Source organism: Amycolatopsis sp. WAC 04169, assembly GCF_003947535.1.
GTDB lineage: Bacteria > Actinomycetota > Actinomycetes > Mycobacteriales > Pseudonocardiaceae > Amycolatopsis > Amycolatopsis keratiniphila.
Genome location: NZ_QHJI01000007.1, coordinates 623,099 through 642,819 on the forward strand (window position 1 = coordinate 623,099; position 19,721 = coordinate 642,819).

Genomic DNA, 19,721 nt, shown 5'->3' on the forward strand with positions numbered 1-19,721 from the left:
GTTCAGCCGACTCCGGTGGTCTTGATGAAGTCGATGACATCGTTGACCCGGACGAAGCTCGCCACGTCTTCGTCCGGCACCTGGATGCCGAAAGATCCTTCGACCTCGGCCAACAGATCGACGCGAGTCAAGGAGTCCATGCCGAGCTCCTCGAAACTCGCCGTCGGCGATATCTCCTTGCCGTCGAGCTCGGGCATCAGTCCGCGGATCAGTTTCTCGACCTCTCCGACGACATTCGTGCTCATGACGTTTCCTCTCGTGGGGAGCGCGTTCAGGGGATGCGGATGATCTGTCCGGCGTAGGTCAAACCCGCACCGAAGCCCAGGACCAGCGCCAGATCACCGGGGCGGGCGCGGCCGCTGTCGCACAGTCGGCTCAACGCCAGTGGTACGGAGGCCGAAGAGGTGTTGCCCGTGTCGACGACGTCTCTCGCCACCCTGTCGGCGGGGAACTCGAGCACTCTCGCCAGGGTGTCGACGATCCGCCGATTGGCCTGATGGGGTACGAACCATTTCACCTCGGACATCGAAACGCCCGCCAGCTCACAAGCCCTGCGGGCGACCTTCGGCATGGTCGTGGTGGACCACTTGTAGACCAGCGGACCGTCCATGGTCACGTACTCCCTGCCGCCGGCGTCCTCCCGGATCTCCAGCACTCCGTGCCGAGCACCGTCACTACCCCATGCCACCGGACCGATATCCGGGGTTTCCGAACTCGTCACGACCGCGGCGCCCGCTCCATCGCCGAAGATGACATAACTGTCAGGAGTGTTCGGGTCAAGGAAGTCGCTGGTCCTCTCCGCCCCGACGACCAGGACGTTTCGCGCTTCGCCCAGCCGGACGGCATTGGAGGCCAAAGCGAGGGAATAGCAGAAGCCCGCACACACGGCGTTGACGTCGAACGCTCCGGCGTCCGGGATCCCCAGCCGGGACGCGATCTGCGGGCCGGCACCGGGCAGACGCTGCCTACGGGTGGCCGTCGCCAGGATCACCAGGTCCACCTCGGTGACATCCACGCTGGCGTCCGCCAGCGCCTTCGCTCCGGCCTCCACAGACATGGTGAGAACATCCTCTTCCGCCGAGGCGCGGTACCGCGTGAGAATTCCGGTGCGCTGTTCGATCCATTCCGGGCTCGCCGGGGTGAGTTCGGAGACCGCCGCATTGGTCACTTTTCGGCCCGGCCGATAGACACCCAGCCCGGAGATCGTCGAACCCTGTGTACGCGTCATCGACTTCCCCCATCTCCGTGGACTGGCCAGAGCGAGCCTCCTGTTCCCGGCTATATCTTTTCTACGGATCCACCTATAGGAAATGTATGGACATCTCACACAGCCTGTGGCAGGGCGACTCGCCCGATGACCGTCGGTGTGAGGGTGATGGAGTGGATTTCCTGCCGGACAACGAAGAGATCGAGACCGGTTACTTCCGAGAGCTCACTGAACGATACGGCTCGCCTCTTTTCGTCTACGACGGGTCGACGCTGGTCCGTTCTCTGCGCGAACTCCGCGAGGTGCTGCCGCCGGAGATGGAGATCTTCTACTCGCTGAAGGCCAACCCGAATGTGGCCCTGGTGGCCCTGCTGGCCGCGCACGGCGCACGAGCCGAGGTTTCGTCGTTGGTGGAGCTGCGAACCGCACAGCAAGCGGGGATTCGAGGCCAGGACATCATATTTCTCGGCCCCGGCAAGACACGTCAGGAACTCGTCGCCTGTCTATCCGCCGAAGTCGCCGCAGTGGTCGTCGAGTCCTTCGGCGAACTCGACGAACTGAACGTTCTCGCGGCGGCGGCCGGCAGACGCCAACGCGTGCTGGTCCGGGTCAATCCGATCACTGCGGTCGCCGGCTCACGGTTGACGATGGGCGGGAGGCCAAGGCAGTTCGGCATCGACGAGGCCGAACTGCTCACACGAGCCGACCTGCCCGGCCGCTATCCGGCTCTCGACCTCGCGGGTGTCCACGCGTACCTGGGGACCAGGATCCTCGACCACGAGGTCGTAGTGGCGAACACGATACTGATCCTCGATCTCGCCGAGCGGGTCGCGGCAGCCACCGGGATCCGGCTGGACACCGTCGACGTCGGCGGAGGACTCGGAGTCGCGTACTTCGAGCGCGAGTCCGACCCTGATCTGGCAGGCCTGCGCGACGGGATGCGGCAGGCGGTCGAGCCGTTCCGGCTTCGTCATCCGGATACCAGGCTGCTCTTCGAATCCGGCCGCTTCCTGACCGCCCGATCGGGCGTTTACGTTACTCGGGTCAGATATGTGAAGGAATCCTTCGGCAGCCGGTTCGCCGTCACCGATGGCGGCACCCATCACCACATGGCCGCGGTCGGGATCGGCTCGTTCGGGAAGCGCAACTTTCCGGTCCGTCATCTCGACAGGCCCGAAGAGCCGCCCGACGGGCTGTGGCAACTCACCGGCCCACTGTGCACACCTGACGACGTCATCGCCAAGGACGTCGCGCTTCCCGCACCGCGGCCCGGCGACCTGATCGGGATCCTCCGCTCCGGCGCCTACGGCCCTACTGCCTCCCCTGGGCTGTTCCTCGGCCATGGCTTTCCCGCGGAAGTACTGGTGCGAAAAGGGAAACCTTACTTGATCCGAGACAGGGACGTACCGGCCGATCTGCTGCGCAAACAGCGCCACCACAAGTTCGCGGATGTGACGGACCCCGCGGTATGACGCCTGTCGAAGGAGTGAGCAGATGGATCGTCTCGAAGCAATCGAACAAATCCGGATCGTGGCTGAGAAGGTCCTCGGTCAGGGTGCTCTCACCTTGGCCGCCGATACCCGGCTGCTCGACGAGTTGAGCATCGACTCCACCGGCATCATCGAGCTGCTGATGGAGCTCGAGGACATCGTCGGCTTCGAAGTCGACCCGGACACGCTCGATCCCGCCGTCTTCCAGACCGCCGGCAGCCTCGCCGACTATCTCGCCGCCATGGCCTCGGGAAAGTGACCGTGTCGCCCACGGTCGTCGAAGACCTGCGCTCGACGAGCGAGGCCGAGGGCCTCGCCGCCGGACTGCGACTTCTGCTCGCAGGGGGGGTACCCGCGCCGTGCTCGAGCCGGGGTCTCACGCTGGTGCCGACGGGGGTAGACGGTTCGATCGTCGGCTGGACCCTGCCTGGCGCCTGGCTCCCCGCCGAGGATGCGGTCGTGACCGTTCTGTCGCACGAACTCATCGCCACCGAAGGGCTGGCACTGGTCGAAGTGAGCAACTGGGACCGAGCGAGGCCCGGTGATCCCCCGTCCGCCGATCGGACCGGGCTGTTGCTGGCCGCGGTCAGGCTGGGACTGACGGAGCACATGCTCGACGTCGCCGTCCGCCATCTGGGCGGGCGGCAGGCGGACGGCAAGCCATTGACCGACAAACAGCTGCTGCGTGGCGCGATCGCGGATGTGCTCGTCGAACTCGAGACTTGTCGGTACGGCCTGAGGTCGTCGGCGGATCACCCTGCCGTGGCCGCGGAACTGCACGCACGCCTCGACACAGCGGCACGGTCCATCCGGACCTTCTTCGGCGCTGAGGGATACCTTCGCGATCATCCGGTCCGTTGCCTGTATTTCGCCGAACTCGTGCATACCACCTGGACAGGGATTCCCGATGCGACTCGATACTGAGCTGGACATCCTCCGCGAGGAAGCCCGGGAATGCGCGGCGGATCTGCGAGAACGAGCGCTATCGGTCGACGCGAGTCCGGACCACCTCGACAAGCATCTCGATTCCGCCGCGTCGCGGGCGATCCACCGCTTCGACCCGATCAGCCTGGGCTGTCTCAAGTCCGCGGTCGTCATGGTCGAGCTCGCCAAGGGCGACGCGGGTACGGTGCTCGCATGTCCGAGTCAGTCGCTTGCCGGCATCCTGACCGGGCTGATCGGCGACGAAGACCAGCGCGGCAGGCTGGCCGCGGCCGTCGCGGACGGCAGGAGCTGGGCGTTCCTCGCCGTCACCGAACCCACCGGTGGCAGCGATGTGCCCGGCCTTCGCACCAAGTTGCACAGGGACGGTGACGGTTACCGGTTGCACGGCGCCAAGCGATTCGTCGGCAACGGCTCGCGGGGTAAGGCAGGCGTGGTCCTCGCCAGGACCGGCCCGAGTCCCTTGTCGCTGCGTGCGGCGCTGATCGAAACACCAGCTCCGGGTTTGTCCGCGGCTCCTCTGGAGACGATCGGCCTGCGCGGCGCACGGATCAGCGAGATGACCTTCGACGGGGTTCCGGTGCGGTCGGCGGATCTGCTCGGTTCGCACCTCAAGTCCTTACGCCGCGGAATGTGGGGACTACTGCAGTGCTTCAACATCGTGCGGGTCCAGGTCGCCGCCATGGCGGTCGGAACGGCGCTCGCGGTACACGAGTACGTACGCACCGAGCGTCGTGAGTGGACGGTCGAGGAACAGTTCGAGCTGGACGCGATGGAAGCCGAAATCGAGTCTGTGCGTCTGCTGACCTTCCAGGCGGCCGCTGACGTCGATGTCGACCGCACCCGTGGCTACGGCGCGGCACTGGCGAAGCTGACGGCCGTCGCCCTCTGCGAGCGAGTGTGCGCCCGCCTCCCCCGGCTACTCGGCAGGGGAGCGTTGCTGGAGCATCCGCTGCTCGAGAAGTGGTGGCGAGACTCGGCGGCGTTCGAGTTCATGGAGGGAACAAGCCATATCCAGCGGCTTCACGTGACACAGGGGTATCTCAAAGGGGAAGCGCACTATGGCCGTTGACCTGTCAACCGGGCCGGACGTGGCCACACCGGCCACGACCGCCACCCGGCTCGCGTCGGTGGCCGTGTACGTACCCGAGCACAGTTACTCGCTGGAAGACATAGCCGAGGTGCTCGGCCTCACGGCCCGTGAACTGAAGCGGTACCGGCGATTCATGGGGCTCGACAGGGTGCGCTGGGATCCGGCGGCACGACAGTCCGACCTGCTGGTGTCGGCCGCCCGCCTGTTGCCCGACCTGAGCAACGTTCGGTACGTGATCCACGCCAGGACGATCGAGCCCACTGGCCCCTACTCGGTCAACGCGCTGCACGTGGCCACCAGGGAACTCGGCCTCGGTCACGTGCCCGCGTTCGGGCTCAGCCAGCACGCGTGTGCGTCCGGGCTGCTCGGCATTGACCTTGCGGGGCGGATGCTGCGTGCCGATGGAGACCCGAACGGACAGGTTTTGCTGCTGACCGGCGAGAAGACCTATCCGCATGTGGCCCGGTACATGCCGGCTTCCACGGTGATGGGTGAGGCCTCGGCCGCTTGCCTCGTCGGTCTCGGCGGCGGACACGACCGATTGGTGGCATTCGAGACGCGCACACTCGGCGCCTTCAACGACTTCGGCGCCGACAGCGGCGAGTTGATCGCCGAGTTCGAGCGGTCCTATCCGGACACGCTCGCGGGGCTTCTCCGAACCGTCACCGAGAAAGCAGGTGTCGCGCTCGGCGACGTCCGACAGATCCTGCCGCACAACATCAACCGAATCTCCTGGGTCCGTGTGTGCCAGGTGCTCGGGCTTCCTGTCGACCGGGTGCTCCTCGACACGATCCCGGTGACCGGCCACTGTTTCTGCGCCGACTCGTTCGTCAACTACGCACATGCGCTGAGCCGCGGTCTGCTGCGCCGCGGTGACCACTACCTGATGGCGAGCGTAGGGCTAGGCGCGACTTTTTCCGCGATGCTCTTCAAACACTAGGAGGGGCCGTGCTGGGCTTGAGCGCCATCCACCACACCACGTTCGGCGTCAACGGAGCCGAACCGGACTATCCCGGTGTCATCGCGTTGTTCGCCGAACGTTCCGCACCCTATGGTGTGCCGGTCGACCGGTGGCAGAACCTCCCCGGCAACCGGAACAGCTATGCCCACATGGGGAAACCGGTGCTACGGGGGCTGGCCGGTTCGACGGATCCCGATCTCGTCGTCGTCGCGCACGCGCTCCCGGACTGTGGCCTGGCCACGTCGATTTCAGGTTATCTCGATCAGGGCTGCACGGGGCAACCACTCACCTTCGCCGTGACCGAACAGGGTAGAGCGACTCCGTTCACCGCGATACGGCTCGTTCAACAACTCGCTACCGGTGGTTATCGCCGTGCGGCCGTATTGGCGATGGACCAGGGCACGATCGCATACTCCGATCCGGCGTTGGCAGGGCTGGACTTCGGCACGGATCACGCCGTCGGCCTCCTGTTCACTCCTGATGGGGCGATCAAGGCGGGGCTCGCCCGCCACCTGCCCGGGGTGAGCCTGGAACGGCTGGACTCCGTGCTCGCCGCCGAGTTGGCCGAGCTGCCCTCCGGACCGGTGACTTTGGTGTGCGGGCCCACCGTCCCACCCCCGCGGACGCCACATCGATTACGCGTGGCGCCCAAGGACCGGCTTTGCACCTCGGTCTGGGCCGAACTGGCGGCAGAACTCGAGACCGCGACGTCCTTCGCACGCATGGTGCTCGTGGTCGAGTACGAGCCAGAGCTCGGCTACCTCTGCCTCTGCACGTTCCACGTGCCCGAGAACCTTGGGACACGGCCGTGAACGCAGGATTGGTGCACGACATCCTCGACGATGCGGCCGCCATGACGCCCGAAGCGCCCGCATTGAGCTGCGAAGGCCACACCTTCTCCTACGCGGACCTCGCCGACGCCAGCAAGCGGGCCGCGAACTGGTTGGCGAGCCAGGGGGTACGCCGCGGCGATCGTGTCCTGATCATTTCCCCGAACCGGCCCTCAACGGTGATCATCGGTTACGCGAGTTCCCGCATCGGTGCCGTTTTCGTCGTCGTCCACGAGCAGATCCGAGGCGCCGGTCTCGACCACGTGCTGAAGGACGCGGAGCCGGCGCTCGTGCTCACCGACCACCTCGACGTACGCTCGGCCTGCTCGGAAAACGCGATACCAGTGGCCGACACCGACACTTTGGAGTCCGACGGGACTCCGGCGGGGCCTGGCCCGTTGTCGATCGATCCGATCTGCCTCGTCTACACCTCGGGCAGTACCGGGATGCCGAAGGCGGTCGTTTCGACGCACGCGCAGGTGCTGTTCGCGGCAAAGGCCATCCAAGGACGACTAAGGTATCGCGCGGACGACGTTGTGTACGTCGCACTCCCCCTGTCGTTCGATTACGGGCTCTATCAAGTCTTTCTCGCCGCCCTCGCGGGAGCACACGTGTGGCTCGGTGGTTCGGCCGACATCGGCCCTGTCCTGCTACGGAACCTGCGCCGCGCCGGCGCCACCGTCCTGCCGGCGGTGCCCTCACTCGCCGAGAACCTTGGCCGTATGCTCGCCCGCTACGGCGGGGCACCACCCTTGCGGCTGCTCACCAACACCGGCGCCGCCATGCCGGCCCACGTCCTCCGGGTGCTGCGCGACCGGCTGCCCGGTCTGCGTGTGCAGTTGATGTTCGGTCTGACCGAATGCAAACGAGTGTCGATCATGCCCCCGGACGGGGATCTGGCCCGTCCCGGTTCCTCGGGTCTGCCATTACCCGGTACCGAAGTGCTCGTCCTCGACGACGAAGGCGACCCAGTTCCGGCCGGCACCGTCGGCGAGCTCGTGATCCGCGGTCCTCATGTCATGGCGGGCTACTGGCGGCGTGCCGAAAGCACCTCCGAACGGTTCCGCCGGTCGGAGGGCCTGTTCCCACGGTTGCATTCCGGCGATTACGGCTGGCTCGATGAGGATGGCTACCTCTACTTCAGCGGCCGACGGGACGACCTTTACAAGTCGCGTGGCTTCCGAGTGAGCGCGACCGAGGTCGAGGCGGCCGCGTGCCGGCTGCCGGGTATCCAATCCGCGGCGGTCCTACCTCCCGCTCCTGGTCGTCCCGAGGCGGTGCTGTTCTTGGTAGGTTCGCGCGAACCCGCCGAGTTCCTGGCGTCGTTGCGGGAGGAGATCGAGCCCTACAAGGTACCGCGGCTGGTTTTCCGGTTGGAACAGCTTCCGTTGACAGCAAACGGGAAAATCGACAGGAAGAAGCTCAGCGTCACGCTTGACGCCGAGTCACAGGGTCATTCCGCCGTCGACGGTGACGACTTGACCGGTCAAATAGGAGGCACGCGCTGACACGAGGAAGGAAACCACCTCGGCGATCTCGTCCACCGTGCCGAATCGGCCGAGCGCCACTCTGTCCCGAATCGCCTCTTCCTCGGCATCCCTCAGAGCCGAGGTCATGTCGGACTCGATGACGCCGGGTGCGATCGTGTTGGCCCGGATCCCGTATCGCCCGACTTCCTTGGCGAGTGCCTTGGTGAAGCCGATGATGCCTGCTTTCGAGGCCGAGTAGTTGGTCTGCATGGCATTTCCTGCCACCCCCGCCACCGACGACAAAGTCACGATGGCGCCTCCTCGCTGCTTCATCATCCTCCGGATCGTCGCTCGAATGACGTTGTAGGTGCCGTCCAGGTTCACATCGAGCACTGAACGCCAATCTTCGCCCGCCATCAGGGCGAGTGGCTTGTCCCGGATGATCCCCGCCGACGAGACGACCGCGTCGAGCCTGCCGAACTCGATTTCCGCGACCCGCACGAAATCCCGTACCGCGGCGGCGTCGGCGACGTCGACCTGACACGCGATCGCCCTCGCACCGTGTTCCAGGGCACCGGCGACCGCCTTTGCGCCCGCTTCCCGATCCGATCGATAACACAACGCGAGGTCGTATCCGTCCTTGGCGAGGCGATCCACGACAGCCCTCCCGATCCCCCGGGAACCACCGGTGACGATGGCTACCGGTCGCGATGAGTCGTTCATCGGTCGCTCCCCTCCCCAGGATTGCGGAGGTCCGCGGCCAGACGGGTTCCCCCTACCAGCCTGTCGACCTCCAGGACGATCTCGCCGTCGATGAGGCTTCTGCCGCTTAGGAAGGCGGTCCCGGCGATGAGTCTGTTCAGTTTCACCCGGTGCTCGATCGTCTCGCCGGGCAAGGCGTTCCTTCCGAAGCGAACCCCGCCGAACCTGCCCACGATCGGAACGGCCGAAGCCCGGGTATCCGGATGCGGGGCGTCCCACACCACCAGCAGTAGCGCGGCCTGCGCCCATGATTCGAGGAGCAGTACACCGGGCATCGACGCGGATCCGGTGACGGAGTGGGCGCAGGTGATCCGGTCACCGGGAACGAGTTCGACGATCTCGTCGACGAACAACATAGGCGGGCGGTGCGGCAGCAACTCCTCGACCGGGATCATCGTCACTCTCCGTCCCGATATCTGAGCCGCAGTCGCGCTGTCAGGCGCCCGTCCACCGTCACGACTGCAGAACAGAAAAGGTCGCTGAAGGACAATTCGATCCGCAACCGGTCGCCTGGGGCGACCGATTCGTGAAGCCGGCAATCCACGAGTTCGGCGAGAACCGCATCCGGGCGGCCGAGTACCGCCGCACGCAGGACGAACTCGATGAGGTAAGCACCCGGCAGCAAGGGAAAACCCGGAAAATGCCCGGCGAACACCGGGTCGGTGAGAGCGGGCGTCGTCGATACGACGATCCTGCTGACCTCCAGCGGAGTGGACGTGGCGTAGGGCGTCACCGGTTGCCGCTCAGAGTTTCGCTGGTCGGGGGACACGGTAGTCCTGAGCCACCTCGACCGGCCCAGGGCGTCTCGCGAGCGCGGCTTCGACGGCCGGCCGCAGCTTGATCCGTTTCGCGTGTTCCACCGCCTCGCACCGGTCGTGGAACTCTGGCATGACCTCCTTCGCGAACAACTCCAAGGACTCGCAGACCTGCTCGTGCGGGATTCGCCCCGACTGCGCCACCAGCAAGATCTGGTCGACGCCGGCTTCTTCGTACCGGCGCAGCCGCTCACGAATCCGGCCCGGACTCCCGACGGCGTCGAACGCGGCACTGAGCTCCACCTGGTGACCGTTACCGTTCTTCGCCTGCTCTTCGATCGAAAGGTCGTCCCACAGCGAGGTCCGTCCTGGCGCGGGAGTTCCGTGTTGGTAGTAGTAGGCGAGTGACTTCGCGAAGAAAGTGTGACTCGCGACGCCACGTTCACGCGCGACGGCCTCGTCACGGTGGCACTGCAGGTAAAGCGTCATCGCGACGTTCGGGTTCACCGAGAAACCAATGGGCACGCACTCGTCGGACGCAATTGTCTCGTAGTAGGCCTGTACCCAACGTGCGGCCTGGTCTGGTTGCACGAAGGAGAAGGTGAGCGCACCGAGGCCGCGAGACGCGGCATCGACGATGGCCTCTCTGCGAATGCACGAACGCCACAGCGGCGGATGCGGGGTTTGCAACGGTTTCGGTACGACGTTCCGCGGGGGCATCGTGATGTGATCGCCCTTATACCCGGCGAAAGGTTCCTCGACCAACATTCTTGTGACGGCATCCAGTGCCTCGAGCCACTCCGCGTTCTTGCGCCGACGGTCCACCCTGAAGCCATCCAGTTCGACTTCCGTGCTCGACGCTCCGCTACCGAACTCCACCCTGCCATCGGATATCAGATCGAGAGTGGCGATCCGTTCCGCGACCCGCGCCGGCGCGTTGACGTTGGGCGGCAGGGCCATGATCCCGTGACCGAGTCGGATCCTGGTGGTCCGTTGGCTGGCCGCACCGAGGAACACCTCGGGGGCGGAACAATGGCTGTACTCCTCCAGGAAATGGTGTTCCACCATCCAGATGTAGTCGTAACCGAGCCGGTCGGCCAGTTCGAATTGGTCGAGTGTCTCGTTGAACAACCGATGCTCGGCTCCCGTTTCCCACGGCCGTGGCATCTGCAGCTCGTAGAAAAGTCCGAATCGCATCGGCACACTCCTTCTTGTTCACCACCACAGCAGAAGAACGGTGTGCCGGCCACGAAAGATGCTCGGCACCGGATCAGGGTGCGGCTTGACCCCATACTGGTCCTATACTCGCTGGAGGCGTTGATCAGGTGCGGTGTCGGAGATGCCAGGCACGGGACAAGACGTCTCCACCCTTCGCCCAAGTGTGTTCAGATACCAACCGGCCAGCCGCATGTGGGCTCGCAGCAATTCCTGTTCTCCGTCCTCGGCCCGTGCGCGTTCCCGGCCGAACACACGCAACAACTGGTGGAACTCGCACCGCCCCATCGCGTCGATGGTCAGCATGTGCGTGTCGACCAGGGGCTCCAGGAGACGCGCGAGCTGATTCGGGCGCACAGCCAGCATCGCCGCCGCCGCCGGACTCGGCACCGGGCTAACGGCTGTCGCCAGCAGCCGAAACGCACGCGCGGACTGAGCATCGAGATTCCGGTAGCTGAGCATGAAGCTGGAGCGCACCGCGAGATCGCCCAATCGCAATTCGTCGAGCCTGGCTCGCTCGTCGCTCAGAAGGCGGGCAAGCGAGGCGATGTCCGGATGGCCGCCGAGCAGAATCCGGCCCGCCGCGATCCGCACGGCGAGCGGGAGGTATCCGCAAGCCGCGAGCAGCCCCTCCGCCGCTTCGCCGTCGGTGTTTCCGAGCGGCCTACCGAGCGTCGAAGCCAGCAACTCGGCGGCGTCCGGAGCGTTCAGCACCCCGACGTCAACGCGGTCCGTGACGTCCATAGCGGCGAGATGGGATCTACTCGTAAGTACCACCGCATTGGACGAAGAACCGGGCAGTAGCGGCCGAACCTGCGCGACGTCCCGCACATCGTCGAGCACCACCAGGATCCGCCGATGCGCTAGCAAGGACCGGAACAACGCGGCACGCATCGGCAACGCGATGGGGATGCGTTCGTCGGGAACACCGAGCGCTCTCAGAAAACCATGAAGGACCTCGTTCGGATCCGCGGGCCGGTCACCGGTACCGCCCAGGTCGGCGAACAGCTGGCCGTCCGGGAACGCCTCCGCCACCAGATGCCCCGCCCGCACTGCCAGAGCGGTCTTGCCCGCACCCGCCACACCGGCGAGGAGCACGACCCTGGGACGCGCGTGGCTCCTGGTCAGTTTGCGGGACAGCGATTTCAGCATCATGGACCGCCCGGCGAATCTCGGCACGTCCGGGGGCAGCTGCGCCGGCACCGACGGCTCCGCGTCGGGACCCACAACCTCCTGGTAGGCCTCGGCGAGCCGGGAGCTCGGCCCTACACCGAGCTCCCTGGCCAGGCGTTCGCGGACGGAGTGGTACGCCCGTAGTGCATCTCCTCGCCGGCCGCAGCGATGTAACGCCACCATGAGCACCGCGTGAACCTCCTCGTCCAGCGGGGCCAGTTCGGCGGCTCTCGTCAGATGTGGCACCAGCACGGCGTTGTCCGCGCGATCCTCAGCCAGCGTGGCCGCCGTCAGTACCGCTTGCCGATGCCGGGATCGCACCGCTTGAACCTCCGGCAGATGGGCGAGCATCTCGCCAAGGTCGGCGAGCACGTCACCGCGCCAGAGCTCGAGCGCGGACCTCAGCAACCCGGCGATCGCGGTCCGTTCGGCGGCCGCAGCGGCGCCGAGCAGGTCGTCGAACACCGAGAGGTCCAGCAGGTCTCGTGGCACGTCGAGCGTGTAGCTGCCGCCCGTATGCCGCAAAATCGACTCACCTCTGCGTCGCCTTCCCGGCTCCAAGACGTTCCTCAAGGCCGCGACATAACCCTGCACCTTGTTCACCGCGTTCGCGGGCGGATCGGCCCAGAGCACGTCGACCAGTCGAGCACGCGGGACCGGGCGCCCGGCGTTCAGTAGCAACAGCGCGAGTATGACCCGCTGACGCACCGGCCCCAGTTCCACGAGCTGATCCCGCCGTCTAACTTCCAAGGAGCCGAGCACTCGAGCACGCAAGAACGAACCTGAAGAAACGGACATCGCCTTTCCCCGCCCCTCTGCCGGATTGTTTACCGTAGCAAACCCGACGGCGCCGGGGAATGCGCTTGCGCGTTCCGTCGACCCGTTCTTCCCGACACTTACTCGAAATAGGTGAGATATAGAAATTCCGTAGAACCATCGGACGCGGAAGGACGGCAAAATTCCACCCCGCGTCAGTCGTTCGTCAGTTCACTACGCGAAAGTGGCAACACCTACCAAGTAGGTTCAATCCCTCCAGAACACGGGAGAAGAAATGAATCGAATTCGCTACATCGGCGCCGCGCTGGCCGGAACGGCCGCCTTGCTCGGCCTGACACTTCTGGGCACATCGGCCGCGCAGGCGTCCGAAGCGACACTGTTCAGCAATCCCCCCGGAGCGTGCACCTCGAGCGAGGTGGGCGACTGGAAGACCGACCGGTTCGGCATCATCCACATCTGCACGTACATCGACGGTGGGTACTACTGGATCCCGCTGTGAACCGCTGAGTGAGCCTTGATCGAGGGGCACCCGGAACCCCCTGCGGGTGCCCCTCGATCTCGCCATGCGGGCCGACGATGCGCGTACCCTCGTTCGAGAGGGCAGTTCACTACAGGGGAGGAAGCAGCATGTCGGAAGTCGACTCGATCCATACCCACCGGACCGCGGTCTCGCTTGCCACTAGCCGGTTCGGGCCGGATCATCGGGAGACACTGAAAGCCAGGAACCTGCTCGGCTTCGCCCTGCACCGCGCCGGCAGGCTGGAGGAGGCCGAGCACGAGTTGCGGGCCACCAAGAACGACTGCGCTCGCGCTCTCGGCCCGGCCGATGTGGAAACGCTGTTCAGCCAAAGCCTGCTCGCCTACCTCCTGCTCGACTCCGGCGACTTGCGCGAAGCGGTGAACCAGCAAAGAATGCTGGTCGAGGCAACGACGGCCACTCTCGGCGAGCGCGATCCGGTCACCCTTGGCCGCCGAGTGAATCACGGCGTGCTTCTCTACCATCTCGGTTTGCGGGAGGCCGCCGAACAAGAACAACGCGCCACCTTGGCAGTGTGCGGCGAAGCTCTCGGCGAGCGTCATCCGATCACCACCAGTTGCCGCAGCAGTCTGGAAAGGATTCGGGAAACCTCCTGATCAAAGCCAGCCCCCAGAACCGCCTCGGCCAGCAGCTTCGCCGCATGTCGGTCGGTCTCGTTGTCCCTGGCGTCGTCGGCCTCAGGACGCGGTCGCGCGCTTCGGCCGTCCACCGGGCCGGTCCGCCGTAGATCGACAAGTGATGGCGGATCGCCTAGTCCGGACGGGCGAAGGCACGCCTCGCTCAAGGATTCCGACCCCCTTGGCACCGTCAACGATGGGCATCGCGCGGATACGTCCGTCGAGTAGAGCCCTGCCGACTCAGCGGCGTCCGTGCCGCCGCTGATCCATCCTCGTCGATTACCGGCAACGCGGTGAATTCCTTCTCCGCCAAGCGCTCGGCTGGCTGTGTGACGGTGGCCCCGGGCGTCACCATGACGGCCGGGGCCGACATCAGGTCCCGTGCTCGCATGCTCCTCACCGTCTCCTGCCCACATGTTCGTCGAAACCGAGCAGGGCATGGGCTGGCCGCGCGCGATCACGGTCTCGACGTACAGGTTCAAGAACTTGGCCGGCCACGGTGTCAGCCACTCGATTCGGAACCGTCCGTGCCCACGACGACCGGGCCGATCTCCGGCGGAGCGTCTTCCGGGCGTTCCCTCTCGCGACGACGACCAAGCAATGACCGTCAGGTCCGGATAGCGCTCGGCCACCGCGTCACGGGCTTCCGCGAGCCATCGCGTCCCTTGCGACTCGAACGCCGACCGGGTCGCGTCGGCGGACGGCATCACGCTGGGCATCCGCACCGGAGGAACCAGGTACACGTGGATCGGACGGAGTCGCTTCCTCCTCTTGGCGGGCTTCGCCCGCCGAACACACCGCCGTGCGCTGTGCGGATCCCGAGCCGCCTATCCCCACCACAACCGTTGTGCCCACGGTCCCGGCCCGCCGGAGTCAGCCCCGGTCGAGAGTCCGCTTGATGGCCTTCAGTGCCTGCGACATCGCCTCGGCCATCGGTGCGGCCAAGGCGTCGGGGAGGACGTCGCGGGCCCACACCAGTCGGCACCGCCGTTCACCGTCGGCGAAGACCTGCATGGAGGCGTTGTCGTGGTCCGGCCGGACGGTGCCGCCGACCACCCCGAGTAGACGATCCGGCGTTTGTCGTGGTCTACGGAGACGCACCGCTCCCGGACCACCGTGCCGTCGGCGAAGGTGACGACCCGGCAGCCGTCCTCGATGCGGGTGTCCTCCACGAACCCCGGTGCCATTCGCGAAGGCCCCGTACTGAAGTCGCCGATCACCTTCCACACCGCTTCGGCGCTGGACTCGACCATGATTTCGTAGCTGATGGACGCCATGTCCCCAAGGCTGCCCCGAACCTGTCCCCGGGTCTTGAAGATCCTTGCGGAACTGTCGGACCCTCCGCATAGCCTCCGCGTGTGCTCTCCTTCCTCGAACTCGCAGCCCGCCCGGAGTTCGCGGTTACGGCGGTGGACTGCCGCGACGATCACCGCGGCTGGACGGCTGAGCGGCCGCGCGACGATGTGCGGCTCGTGTTCGTGCGCCGCGGCGGGTTCCGCAGGCGGGTCCGTGGTGTCCGCGCGGACCTCGACCCCACCGTCGGCTACCTCGGGCTGCCCGGCGACGAGGAGTACTTCGCTCATCCAGACGGCGGCGACACGTGCACCTCGATCAGCCTGACACCCGCGCTCTGGCGCACGATGGCGGGCGACGCACCACGACTGGAGCGCTCGTCGCTGTACGTCGACGGCCGGCTCGACCTCGCCCACCGGCGGCTCCTGGCCGCCACCCGCACCGCCGACACCGACCACGCGGCGACCGAAGGACTGATCGACCTGCTGGCCTCGGTCGTCCGGCAGATCGTGACCACGACCGTCCCGGACGGCGACCGGGCAGCCACCGGTGACCGGACGCTGGTGGCTCAGGCCCGGCGCCTGATCGGAGACAGTCATCCCGCCACGGCGGGCCTGGTTCCCCTCGCCACCCTGCTGGGGGTCTCGCCGTACCGGCTCAGCCGGGCCTTCACCCGCGAACTGGGAATTTCCCTGACCCGCTACCGAAACCGCGTCCGCGTGGCCCACGCGCTGGACCGGTTGGAGGCGGGCGAGCCCAGCCTCGCCGCCCTCGCCGCCGACCTCCGGTTCGCCGACCAGGCACATCTGTGCCGGACCATGCGCGAGCATCTGGGGCACACTCCGACCGCCTTGCGCAGACTGCTCACCTGAGAACTCCGAGGCCGCGTCAGGTGTCCGGCGCGCCCGGAAAGAGCCGGCCCGCACCGTCTGGAGTTGACCTTCGACGACGATCCTCGGCGGTCAGGAGATCTTGCGGCGGTAGGTGATCGTGGCGAAGAAGTACGCGACGACGAGAAGACCGGCGCACCAGGCGAGGGCGGTCCAGATGTCGGTGTCGACCGGACCCCCGGTGAGCAGGGCGCGGAGGGCGTTCACGATCGAGGTCACCGGCTGGTGCTCGGCGAAGGCGCGCACCGGGCCGGGCATCGTGGCGGTGGGCACGAACGCCGAGCTGAGGAAGGGCAGGAAGATGAGCGGGTAGGAGAACGCGCCCGCACCGTCCGCGGATTTCGCGGAGAGACCGGGGATCACCGCCAGCCAGGTCAGCGCCAGCGTGAACAGCAGCAGGATGCCGGCCACCGCGAGCCAGGTCGCCACTCCCGCTCCTGAGCGGAAGCCCATGACGAGCGCGACGCCGATGACGATCACGAGTGAGACCAGGTTGGCGACGAGCGAGGTCAGCACGTGTGCCCACAGCACGCCCGAACGCGCGATCGGCAAGGACTGGAAGCGTTCGAAGATCCCGCTCTTCATGTCGGTGAAGAGCCTGAGCGCGGTGTAGGCGACGCCCGACGCGACCGTGATCAGCAGGATGCCGGGCAGCAGGTAGTTCACATACGAGTCCGTTCCGGTGTTGATCGCGCCGCCGAACACGTAGACGAACATGAGCATCATGGCCACCGGCATCATCGCGGTCGTGATGATGGTGTCCATACTGCGCGTCACGTGTTTCACCGAACGTCCCAAAAGGACGGTGGTGTCGCCGAAGAAGTGCTTGTTCATCGCGTGTCCTCTACTTGTCCGCGCCGACGATGGCCAGGAAGACGTCCTCCAGCGACGGTTGTTTCTCGACGTATTCCACCTCGGCGGGCGGGAGCAGCCGCTTGAGTTCGGCGAGGGTGCCGTTCACGATGATCCGTCCTTTGTGGAGTATCGCGATCCGGTCGGCCAGCTGCTCGGCCTCGTCCAGGTACTGCGTGGTCAGCAGCACCGTCGTGCCACGGGCGGCGAGTTCCTTCACCGCGGCCCACACCTCGATACGCGCCTCGGGGTCGAGCCCGGTGGTCGGCTCGTCGAGGAAGATCACCGACGGATTCCCGATGAGGCTCATGGCGATGTCCAGCCGCCTGCGCATGCCACCCGAATACGTCGAGACCTTCCGCGCGCCCGCGTCGGTCAGCGAGAACCGTTCGAGCAGGTCGTCCGCGATCTTGCCCGGCTGCTTCAGATGCCTCAGCCGGGCGACGAGCACGAGATTCTCGCGGCCGCTGAGGATCTCGTCGACAGCGGCGAACTGGCCGGTGAGGCTGATGACCTCCCGCACGCTCGCCGGACGTGTGGCGACGTCCAAGCCGTCGACACTCGCCGTCCCCGCGTCCGCCTTGAGCAACGTGGACAGGATCCTCACCACCGTGGTCTTGCCCGCCCCGTTCGATCCGAGGAGAGCGAAGATGCTGCCCCTCTCCACATCGAAATCCACCCCTCGCAACACATGCAGCGTCTTGTACGACTTCTCCAGGCCTCGCACCCGGATCGCCTGAGCTCGCGTCGCCATCAGGCCGTCCCCCTTCGCACTACTCAGCATCACTGACTACCAGTACATAGTAGCGCTGACTACCGCCGGATGCGCAAGCCTTCAGCCGGCGGCTTCCGCAAGTTCGGCTGTAGGGATGCGTACCGCACGCCGGATCCCGGTCACCGCAACCACTCGCTTCCGTGCACTCCTGGCTGGGCGCCACCGGTTTCGCGTGCTTGTCCCGGGGCGTCAGTGCGGCATCGGGTTCACCCGATTCGGTGTCAAGAACCCGTCAACGTCCTCGAACCGAAGACCAGCGGAACCCCACGCTGACGGCGTGACCACGACACTCACCCGTCCCGAGAGCGGAACCGGCCGCTCCGAACGCCACCGCCTCTCCGTCGTCGGCGGGCTCGCCGCCCTATCCTTGGACGCGATGGCGTCGGTCGCCTACGGACCCGAGGCCATCGTCATCGTGCTGGCCGTCGCCGGCGGCGCGGGGCTGGGCTTCACCCTGCCGGTCACCTTCGCGATCGCCGTACTGCTGGGTGTTTTGACACTGTCCTACCGCCAGGTGATCGCCGCGTTCCCCGACGGAGGCGGCGCCTACGGGGTCAGCCGGACCTACCTCGGCCGCCGGGCCTCACTGGTGGCGGCGGCATCGCTGATCGTCGACTACGTGCTCAACGTCGCGGTGTCGGTGGCGGCCGGGGTGGCGGCGCTGACGTCGGCATTCCCTGGCCTGCTGCCGTACACGCTGTGGTTGTGCCTCGGCGTGCTGGCGCTGGTCACCGGCGTGAACCTGCGCGGCATCGCCGAGAGCGCCCGGGTGTTCGTCGTGCCCACCGTGATCTACGTCGGCGCGATCCTGACCGTGATCGTCGCCGGCCTGTTCCGTTCCGGCCCGGCCGCGGCGGTCGTCGCGCCGGACCATGCGCAGAACCTGCAGACGGTCGGCATTCTGTTGCTGCTCAAGGCTTTCGCGAACGGTTGCGCGGCACTGACCGGGGTCGAGGCGATCGCCAACGCCGTACCGTCGTTCCGCAAACCCCGGGTACGGCGCGCACAGCACGCGGAGATCGCGCTGGGCGGTCTGCTCGGCGTGATGCTCCTCGGGATCGCCGTGCTGATCGGGAAGTTCGCCATCCATCCGGTGGACGGCGTCACCGTGCTCTCGCAGGTGACTACCGCGGCGCTGGGCGACGGTTTCGGTTTCTACCTGGTGCAGTTCTCGACCGTGGTGCTGCTCGCGTTGGCCGCGAACACCTCCTTCGGCGGCCTGCCCGTGCTGGCCCAGTTGCTCGCCAGGCACAACAAGCTGCCGCACGTGTTCGCCCTGCGCGCCGAACGCCAGGTGTACCGCTACGGCGTCGGCTTCCTCGCGATCACCGCGGCCCTGCTGCTCGTCATCACCGACGGCGACATGAACACCTTGGTCCCGCTGTTCGCGATCGGGGTGTTCGTCGGGTTCACCCTCTCCCAGGTCGGGATGGTCCGGCACTGGCGGCGCACCCGCCCGCCCGGCTGGCGTGGAAAGGCCACGCTCAACGGTTTCGGCGCGCTGCTCACCGGAGCCGCGGCGATCGTGGTGACGACGACCAAGTTCGGCGAGGGCGGCTGGCTGATCGTCGTCGCGCTGCCGCTGCTGGTGGCGGCCATGGAATGGGTGGAACGCAGCTACCACCGGATCGGCGAGCGGCTCGGGCTCGGGCTGACACCCGCTCCCCCGCGACCGCACCGTTCACTCGTCATCGTCCCCGTCCACACCGTCTCCCGTCTGACCCGTGACGCCCTCGCCGCCGCGCTGTCGCTCGGCGACCACGTCGAGGCTGTGCACGTCGTCCACCCCGACGACGAACAGGCGGCGCGGGGCTTCGTCGCCGACTGGGAGAAGTGGCACCCCGAAGTGACGCTGATCCAGCTCCACGACGAACGCCGCCGTCTCGGCGAGCCGCTGGTGGAGCACCTCCGCACGGTCGCCGACCGGCACGTCTTCGTGCTGATCGCCGAGGTCGAACCGGAGCATTGGTGGCAGCGGATCCTGCAGAACCAGCGCGGCGGCGTGCTCGCCCGCGCCCTGCGCCGCCGCTCGGACGCCGTCGTCTGCCGGATGCGCTTCCGGTTGACCGCCCGGTGAACGGT

General features: G+C 66.6%; 23 protein-coding genes. 12 read left to right on the top strand and 11 right to left on the bottom strand.

The genetic code is table 11. The features are described from left to right. Positions 1–2 precede the first annotated feature (2 nt). A complete protein-coding gene (locus tag DMC61_RS21955; protein WP_125690890.1) occupies positions 3–245 on the bottom strand; it encodes an acyl carrier protein in 243 nt (80 codons plus the stop codon). A 26-nt stretch (positions 246–271) separates the two neighbouring features. Beyond that, the gene (locus DMC61_RS21960) at positions 272–1,228 is read right to left on the bottom strand and encodes a beta-ketoacyl-ACP synthase III (protein ID WP_125690891.1); all 957 of its coding nucleotides are present in this window, start codon (positions 1,226–1,228) and stop codon (positions 272–274) included. Positions 1,229–1,245: 17 nt separating this feature from the next. Here DMC61_RS21960 and DMC61_RS21965 point away from each other — a divergent pair, with 17 nt between their 5' ends. Genes DMC61_RS21965 through DMC61_RS21995 form a run of 7 tightly spaced genes read left to right on the top strand, consistent with a single transcriptional unit; the run spans position 1,246 to position 8,031 of the window. Then, positions 1,246–2,679 (top strand): type III PLP-dependent enzyme, encoded by a 1,434-nt coding sequence (locus DMC61_RS21965; RefSeq protein ID WP_233594897.1) that lies wholly within the window; start codon positions 1,246–1,248, stop codon positions 2,677–2,679. 22 nt (positions 2,680–2,701) lie between these two features. Next, positions 2,702–2,956: a phosphopantetheine-binding protein gene (locus DMC61_RS21970; RefSeq protein ID WP_125690892.1), complete on the top strand. Its 255-nt coding sequence runs from the start codon at positions 2,702–2,704 to the stop codon at positions 2,954–2,956. Beyond that, on the top strand, positions 2,953–3,621 hold the full coding sequence (locus tag DMC61_RS21975) for an acyl-CoA dehydrogenase family protein (RefSeq protein WP_125690893.1): 669 nt from the start codon (positions 2,953–2,955) through the stop codon (positions 3,619–3,621). The genes DMC61_RS21970 and DMC61_RS21975 overlap by 4 nt, the downstream gene beginning before the upstream one ends. Further along, entirely contained in the window at positions 3,605–4,711 is a 1,107-nt protein-coding gene (locus DMC61_RS21980; protein WP_125690894.1) for an acyl-CoA dehydrogenase family protein, read from the top strand. The genes DMC61_RS21975 and DMC61_RS21980 overlap by 17 nt, the downstream gene beginning before the upstream one ends. Further along, complete coding sequence (locus tag DMC61_RS21985) at positions 4,701–5,672, top strand: 3-oxoacyl-[acyl-carrier-protein] synthase III C-terminal domain-containing protein (protein WP_125690895.1); 972 nt, start codon at positions 4,701–4,703, stop codon at positions 5,670–5,672. The genes DMC61_RS21980 and DMC61_RS21985 overlap by 11 nt, the downstream gene beginning before the upstream one ends. Positions 5,673–5,680: 8 nt before the next feature. Then, complete coding sequence (locus tag DMC61_RS21990; protein ID WP_125690896.1) at positions 5,681–6,505, top strand: hypothetical protein; 825 nt, start codon at positions 5,681–5,683, stop codon at positions 6,503–6,505. Next, complete coding sequence (locus DMC61_RS21995; RefSeq protein WP_233594898.1) at positions 6,502–8,031, top strand: class I adenylate-forming enzyme family protein; 1,530 nt, start codon at positions 6,502–6,504, stop codon at positions 8,029–8,031. The genes DMC61_RS21990 and DMC61_RS21995 overlap by 4 nt, the downstream gene beginning before the upstream one ends. On the opposite strand, the gene DMC61_RS22000 is transcribed toward DMC61_RS21995, so the two are convergent. From DMC61_RS22000 to DMC61_RS22020, 5 genes are all read right to left on the bottom strand, one after another. After that, positions 7,969–8,715: an SDR family NAD(P)-dependent oxidoreductase gene (locus DMC61_RS22000; protein WP_125690897.1), complete on the bottom strand. Its 747-nt coding sequence runs from the start codon at positions 8,713–8,715 to the stop codon at positions 7,969–7,971. The two genes, DMC61_RS21995 and DMC61_RS22000, sit on opposite strands and share 63 nt — an antisense overlap. Beyond that, on the bottom strand, positions 8,712–9,149 hold the full coding sequence (locus DMC61_RS22005) for a 3-hydroxyacyl-ACP dehydratase FabZ family protein (RefSeq protein WP_125690898.1): 438 nt from the start codon (positions 9,147–9,149) through the stop codon (positions 8,712–8,714). Before DMC61_RS22005 ends, DMC61_RS22000 begins: the two co-directional genes overlap by 4 nt. Positions 9,150–9,151: 2 nt before the next feature. Beyond that, complete coding sequence (locus DMC61_RS22010) at positions 9,152–9,523, bottom strand: hypothetical protein (protein WP_125690899.1); 372 nt, start codon at positions 9,521–9,523, stop codon at positions 9,152–9,154. Continuing rightward, positions 9,498–10,706: an LLM class flavin-dependent oxidoreductase gene (locus tag DMC61_RS22015; protein WP_125690900.1), complete on the bottom strand. Its 1,209-nt coding sequence runs from the start codon at positions 10,704–10,706 to the stop codon at positions 9,498–9,500. The genes DMC61_RS22010 and DMC61_RS22015 overlap by 26 nt, the downstream gene beginning before the upstream one ends. A gap of 102 nt (positions 10,707–10,808) precedes the next feature. Continuing rightward, on the bottom strand, positions 10,809–12,620 hold the full coding sequence (locus tag DMC61_RS22020) for a BTAD domain-containing putative transcriptional regulator (RefSeq protein WP_158634129.1): 1,812 nt from the start codon (positions 12,618–12,620) through the stop codon (positions 10,809–10,811). Between the two features lie 328 nt (positions 12,621–12,948). Between DMC61_RS22020 and DMC61_RS22025 the strand changes: the two genes are divergently transcribed. Next, complete coding sequence (locus DMC61_RS22025) at positions 12,949–13,173, top strand: hypothetical protein (RefSeq protein ID WP_125690902.1); 225 nt, start codon at positions 12,949–12,951, stop codon at positions 13,171–13,173. Between the two features lie 128 nt (positions 13,174–13,301). Then, positions 13,302–13,808, top strand: coding sequence for a tetratricopeptide repeat protein (locus DMC61_RS22030; RefSeq protein WP_125690903.1), 507 nt, complete (start codon positions 13,302–13,304; stop codon positions 13,806–13,808). Between the two features lie 211 nt (positions 13,809–14,019). Here the strand turns inward: DMC61_RS22030 and DMC61_RS41715 are convergent, their stop codons facing one another. Further along, positions 14,020–14,220, bottom strand: a complete 201-nt coding sequence (locus DMC61_RS41715; RefSeq protein ID WP_370456423.1) for a CBS domain-containing protein — start codon at positions 14,218–14,220, stop codon at positions 14,020–14,022. Positions 14,221–14,702: 482 nt separating this feature from the next. Continuing rightward, on the bottom strand, positions 14,703–14,885 hold the full coding sequence (locus DMC61_RS41720) for a hypothetical protein (RefSeq protein WP_233594899.1): 183 nt from the start codon (positions 14,883–14,885) through the stop codon (positions 14,703–14,705). Positions 14,886–14,906: 21 nt separating this feature from the next. Here DMC61_RS41720 and DMC61_RS41725 point away from each other — a divergent pair, with 21 nt between their 5' ends. After that, entirely contained in the window at positions 14,907–15,092 is a 186-nt protein-coding gene (locus tag DMC61_RS41725) for a hypothetical protein (RefSeq protein WP_233594900.1), read from the top strand. 95 nt (positions 15,093–15,187) lie between these two features. Beyond that, complete coding sequence (locus DMC61_RS22050; RefSeq protein WP_125690904.1) at positions 15,188–15,994, top strand: helix-turn-helix domain-containing protein; 807 nt, start codon at positions 15,188–15,190, stop codon at positions 15,992–15,994. A gap of 90 nt (positions 15,995–16,084) precedes the next feature. Here DMC61_RS22050 and DMC61_RS22055 read toward each other — a convergent pair whose 3' ends face one another. Together DMC61_RS22055 and DMC61_RS22060 are read right to left on the bottom strand one after the other, a co-directional pair. Further along, positions 16,085–16,846, bottom strand: a complete 762-nt coding sequence (locus DMC61_RS22055) for an ABC transporter permease (protein ID WP_125690905.1) — start codon at positions 16,844–16,846, stop codon at positions 16,085–16,087. A gap of 10 nt (positions 16,847–16,856) precedes the next feature. After that, the gene (locus DMC61_RS22060; protein ID WP_125690906.1) at positions 16,857–17,618 is read right to left on the bottom strand and encodes an ABC transporter ATP-binding protein; all 762 of its coding nucleotides are present in this window, start codon (positions 17,616–17,618) and stop codon (positions 16,857–16,859) included. A 298-nt stretch (positions 17,619–17,916) separates the two neighbouring features. Between DMC61_RS22060 and DMC61_RS22065 the strand changes: the two genes are divergently transcribed. Further along, positions 17,917–19,716 (top strand): APC family permease, encoded by a 1,800-nt coding sequence (locus DMC61_RS22065; protein ID WP_125690907.1) that lies wholly within the window; start codon positions 17,917–17,919, stop codon positions 19,714–19,716. The last annotated feature ends 5 nt before the right edge of the window (positions 19,717–19,721 follow it).

Bases quoted from the DNA above. Each gene is read 5' to 3' on its own strand.
- DMC61_RS21955 (WP_125690890.1), bottom strand. From the start codon at position 245: ATGAGCACGAATGTCGTCGGAGAGGTCGAGAAACTGATCCGCGGACTG.
- DMC61_RS21960 (WP_125690891.1), bottom strand. From the start codon at position 1,228: ATGACGCGTACACAGGGTTCGACGATCTCCGGGCTGGGTGTCTATCGG.
- DMC61_RS21970 (WP_125690892.1), top strand. From the start codon at position 2,702: ATGGATCGTCTCGAAGCAATCGAACAAATCCGGATCGTGGCTGAGAAG.
- DMC61_RS21980 (WP_125690894.1), top strand. From the start codon at position 3,605: ATGCGACTCGATACTGAGCTGGACATCCTCCGCGAGGAAGCCCGGGAA.
- DMC61_RS21985 (WP_125690895.1), top strand. From the start codon at position 4,701: ATGGCCGTTGACCTGTCAACCGGGCCGGACGTGGCCACACCGGCCACG.
- DMC61_RS22000 (WP_125690897.1), bottom strand. From the start codon at position 8,715: ATGAACGACTCATCGCGACCGGTAGCCATCGTCACCGGTGGTTCCCGG.
- DMC61_RS22005 (WP_125690898.1), bottom strand. From the start codon at position 9,149: ATGATCCCGGTCGAGGAGTTGCTGCCGCACCGCCCGCCTATGTTGTTC.
- DMC61_RS22015 (WP_125690900.1), bottom strand. From the start codon at position 10,706: ATGCGATTCGGACTTTTCTACGAGCTGCAGATGCCACGGCCGTGGGAA.
- DMC61_RS22025 (WP_125690902.1), top strand. From the start codon at position 12,949: ATGAATCGAATTCGCTACATCGGCGCCGCGCTGGCCGGAACGGCCGCC.
- DMC61_RS22030 (WP_125690903.1), top strand. From the start codon at position 13,302: ATGTCGGAAGTCGACTCGATCCATACCCACCGGACCGCGGTCTCGCTT.
- DMC61_RS41715 (WP_370456423.1), bottom strand. From the start codon at position 14,220: ATGCGAGCACGGGACCTGATGTCGGCCCCGGCCGTCATGGTGACGCCC.
- DMC61_RS22055 (WP_125690905.1), bottom strand. From the start codon at position 16,846: ATGAACAAGCACTTCTTCGGCGACACCACCGTCCTTTTGGGACGTTCG.
- DMC61_RS22060 (WP_125690906.1), bottom strand. From the start codon at position 17,618: ATGGCGACGCGAGCTCAGGCGATCCGGGTGCGAGGCCTGGAGAAGTCG.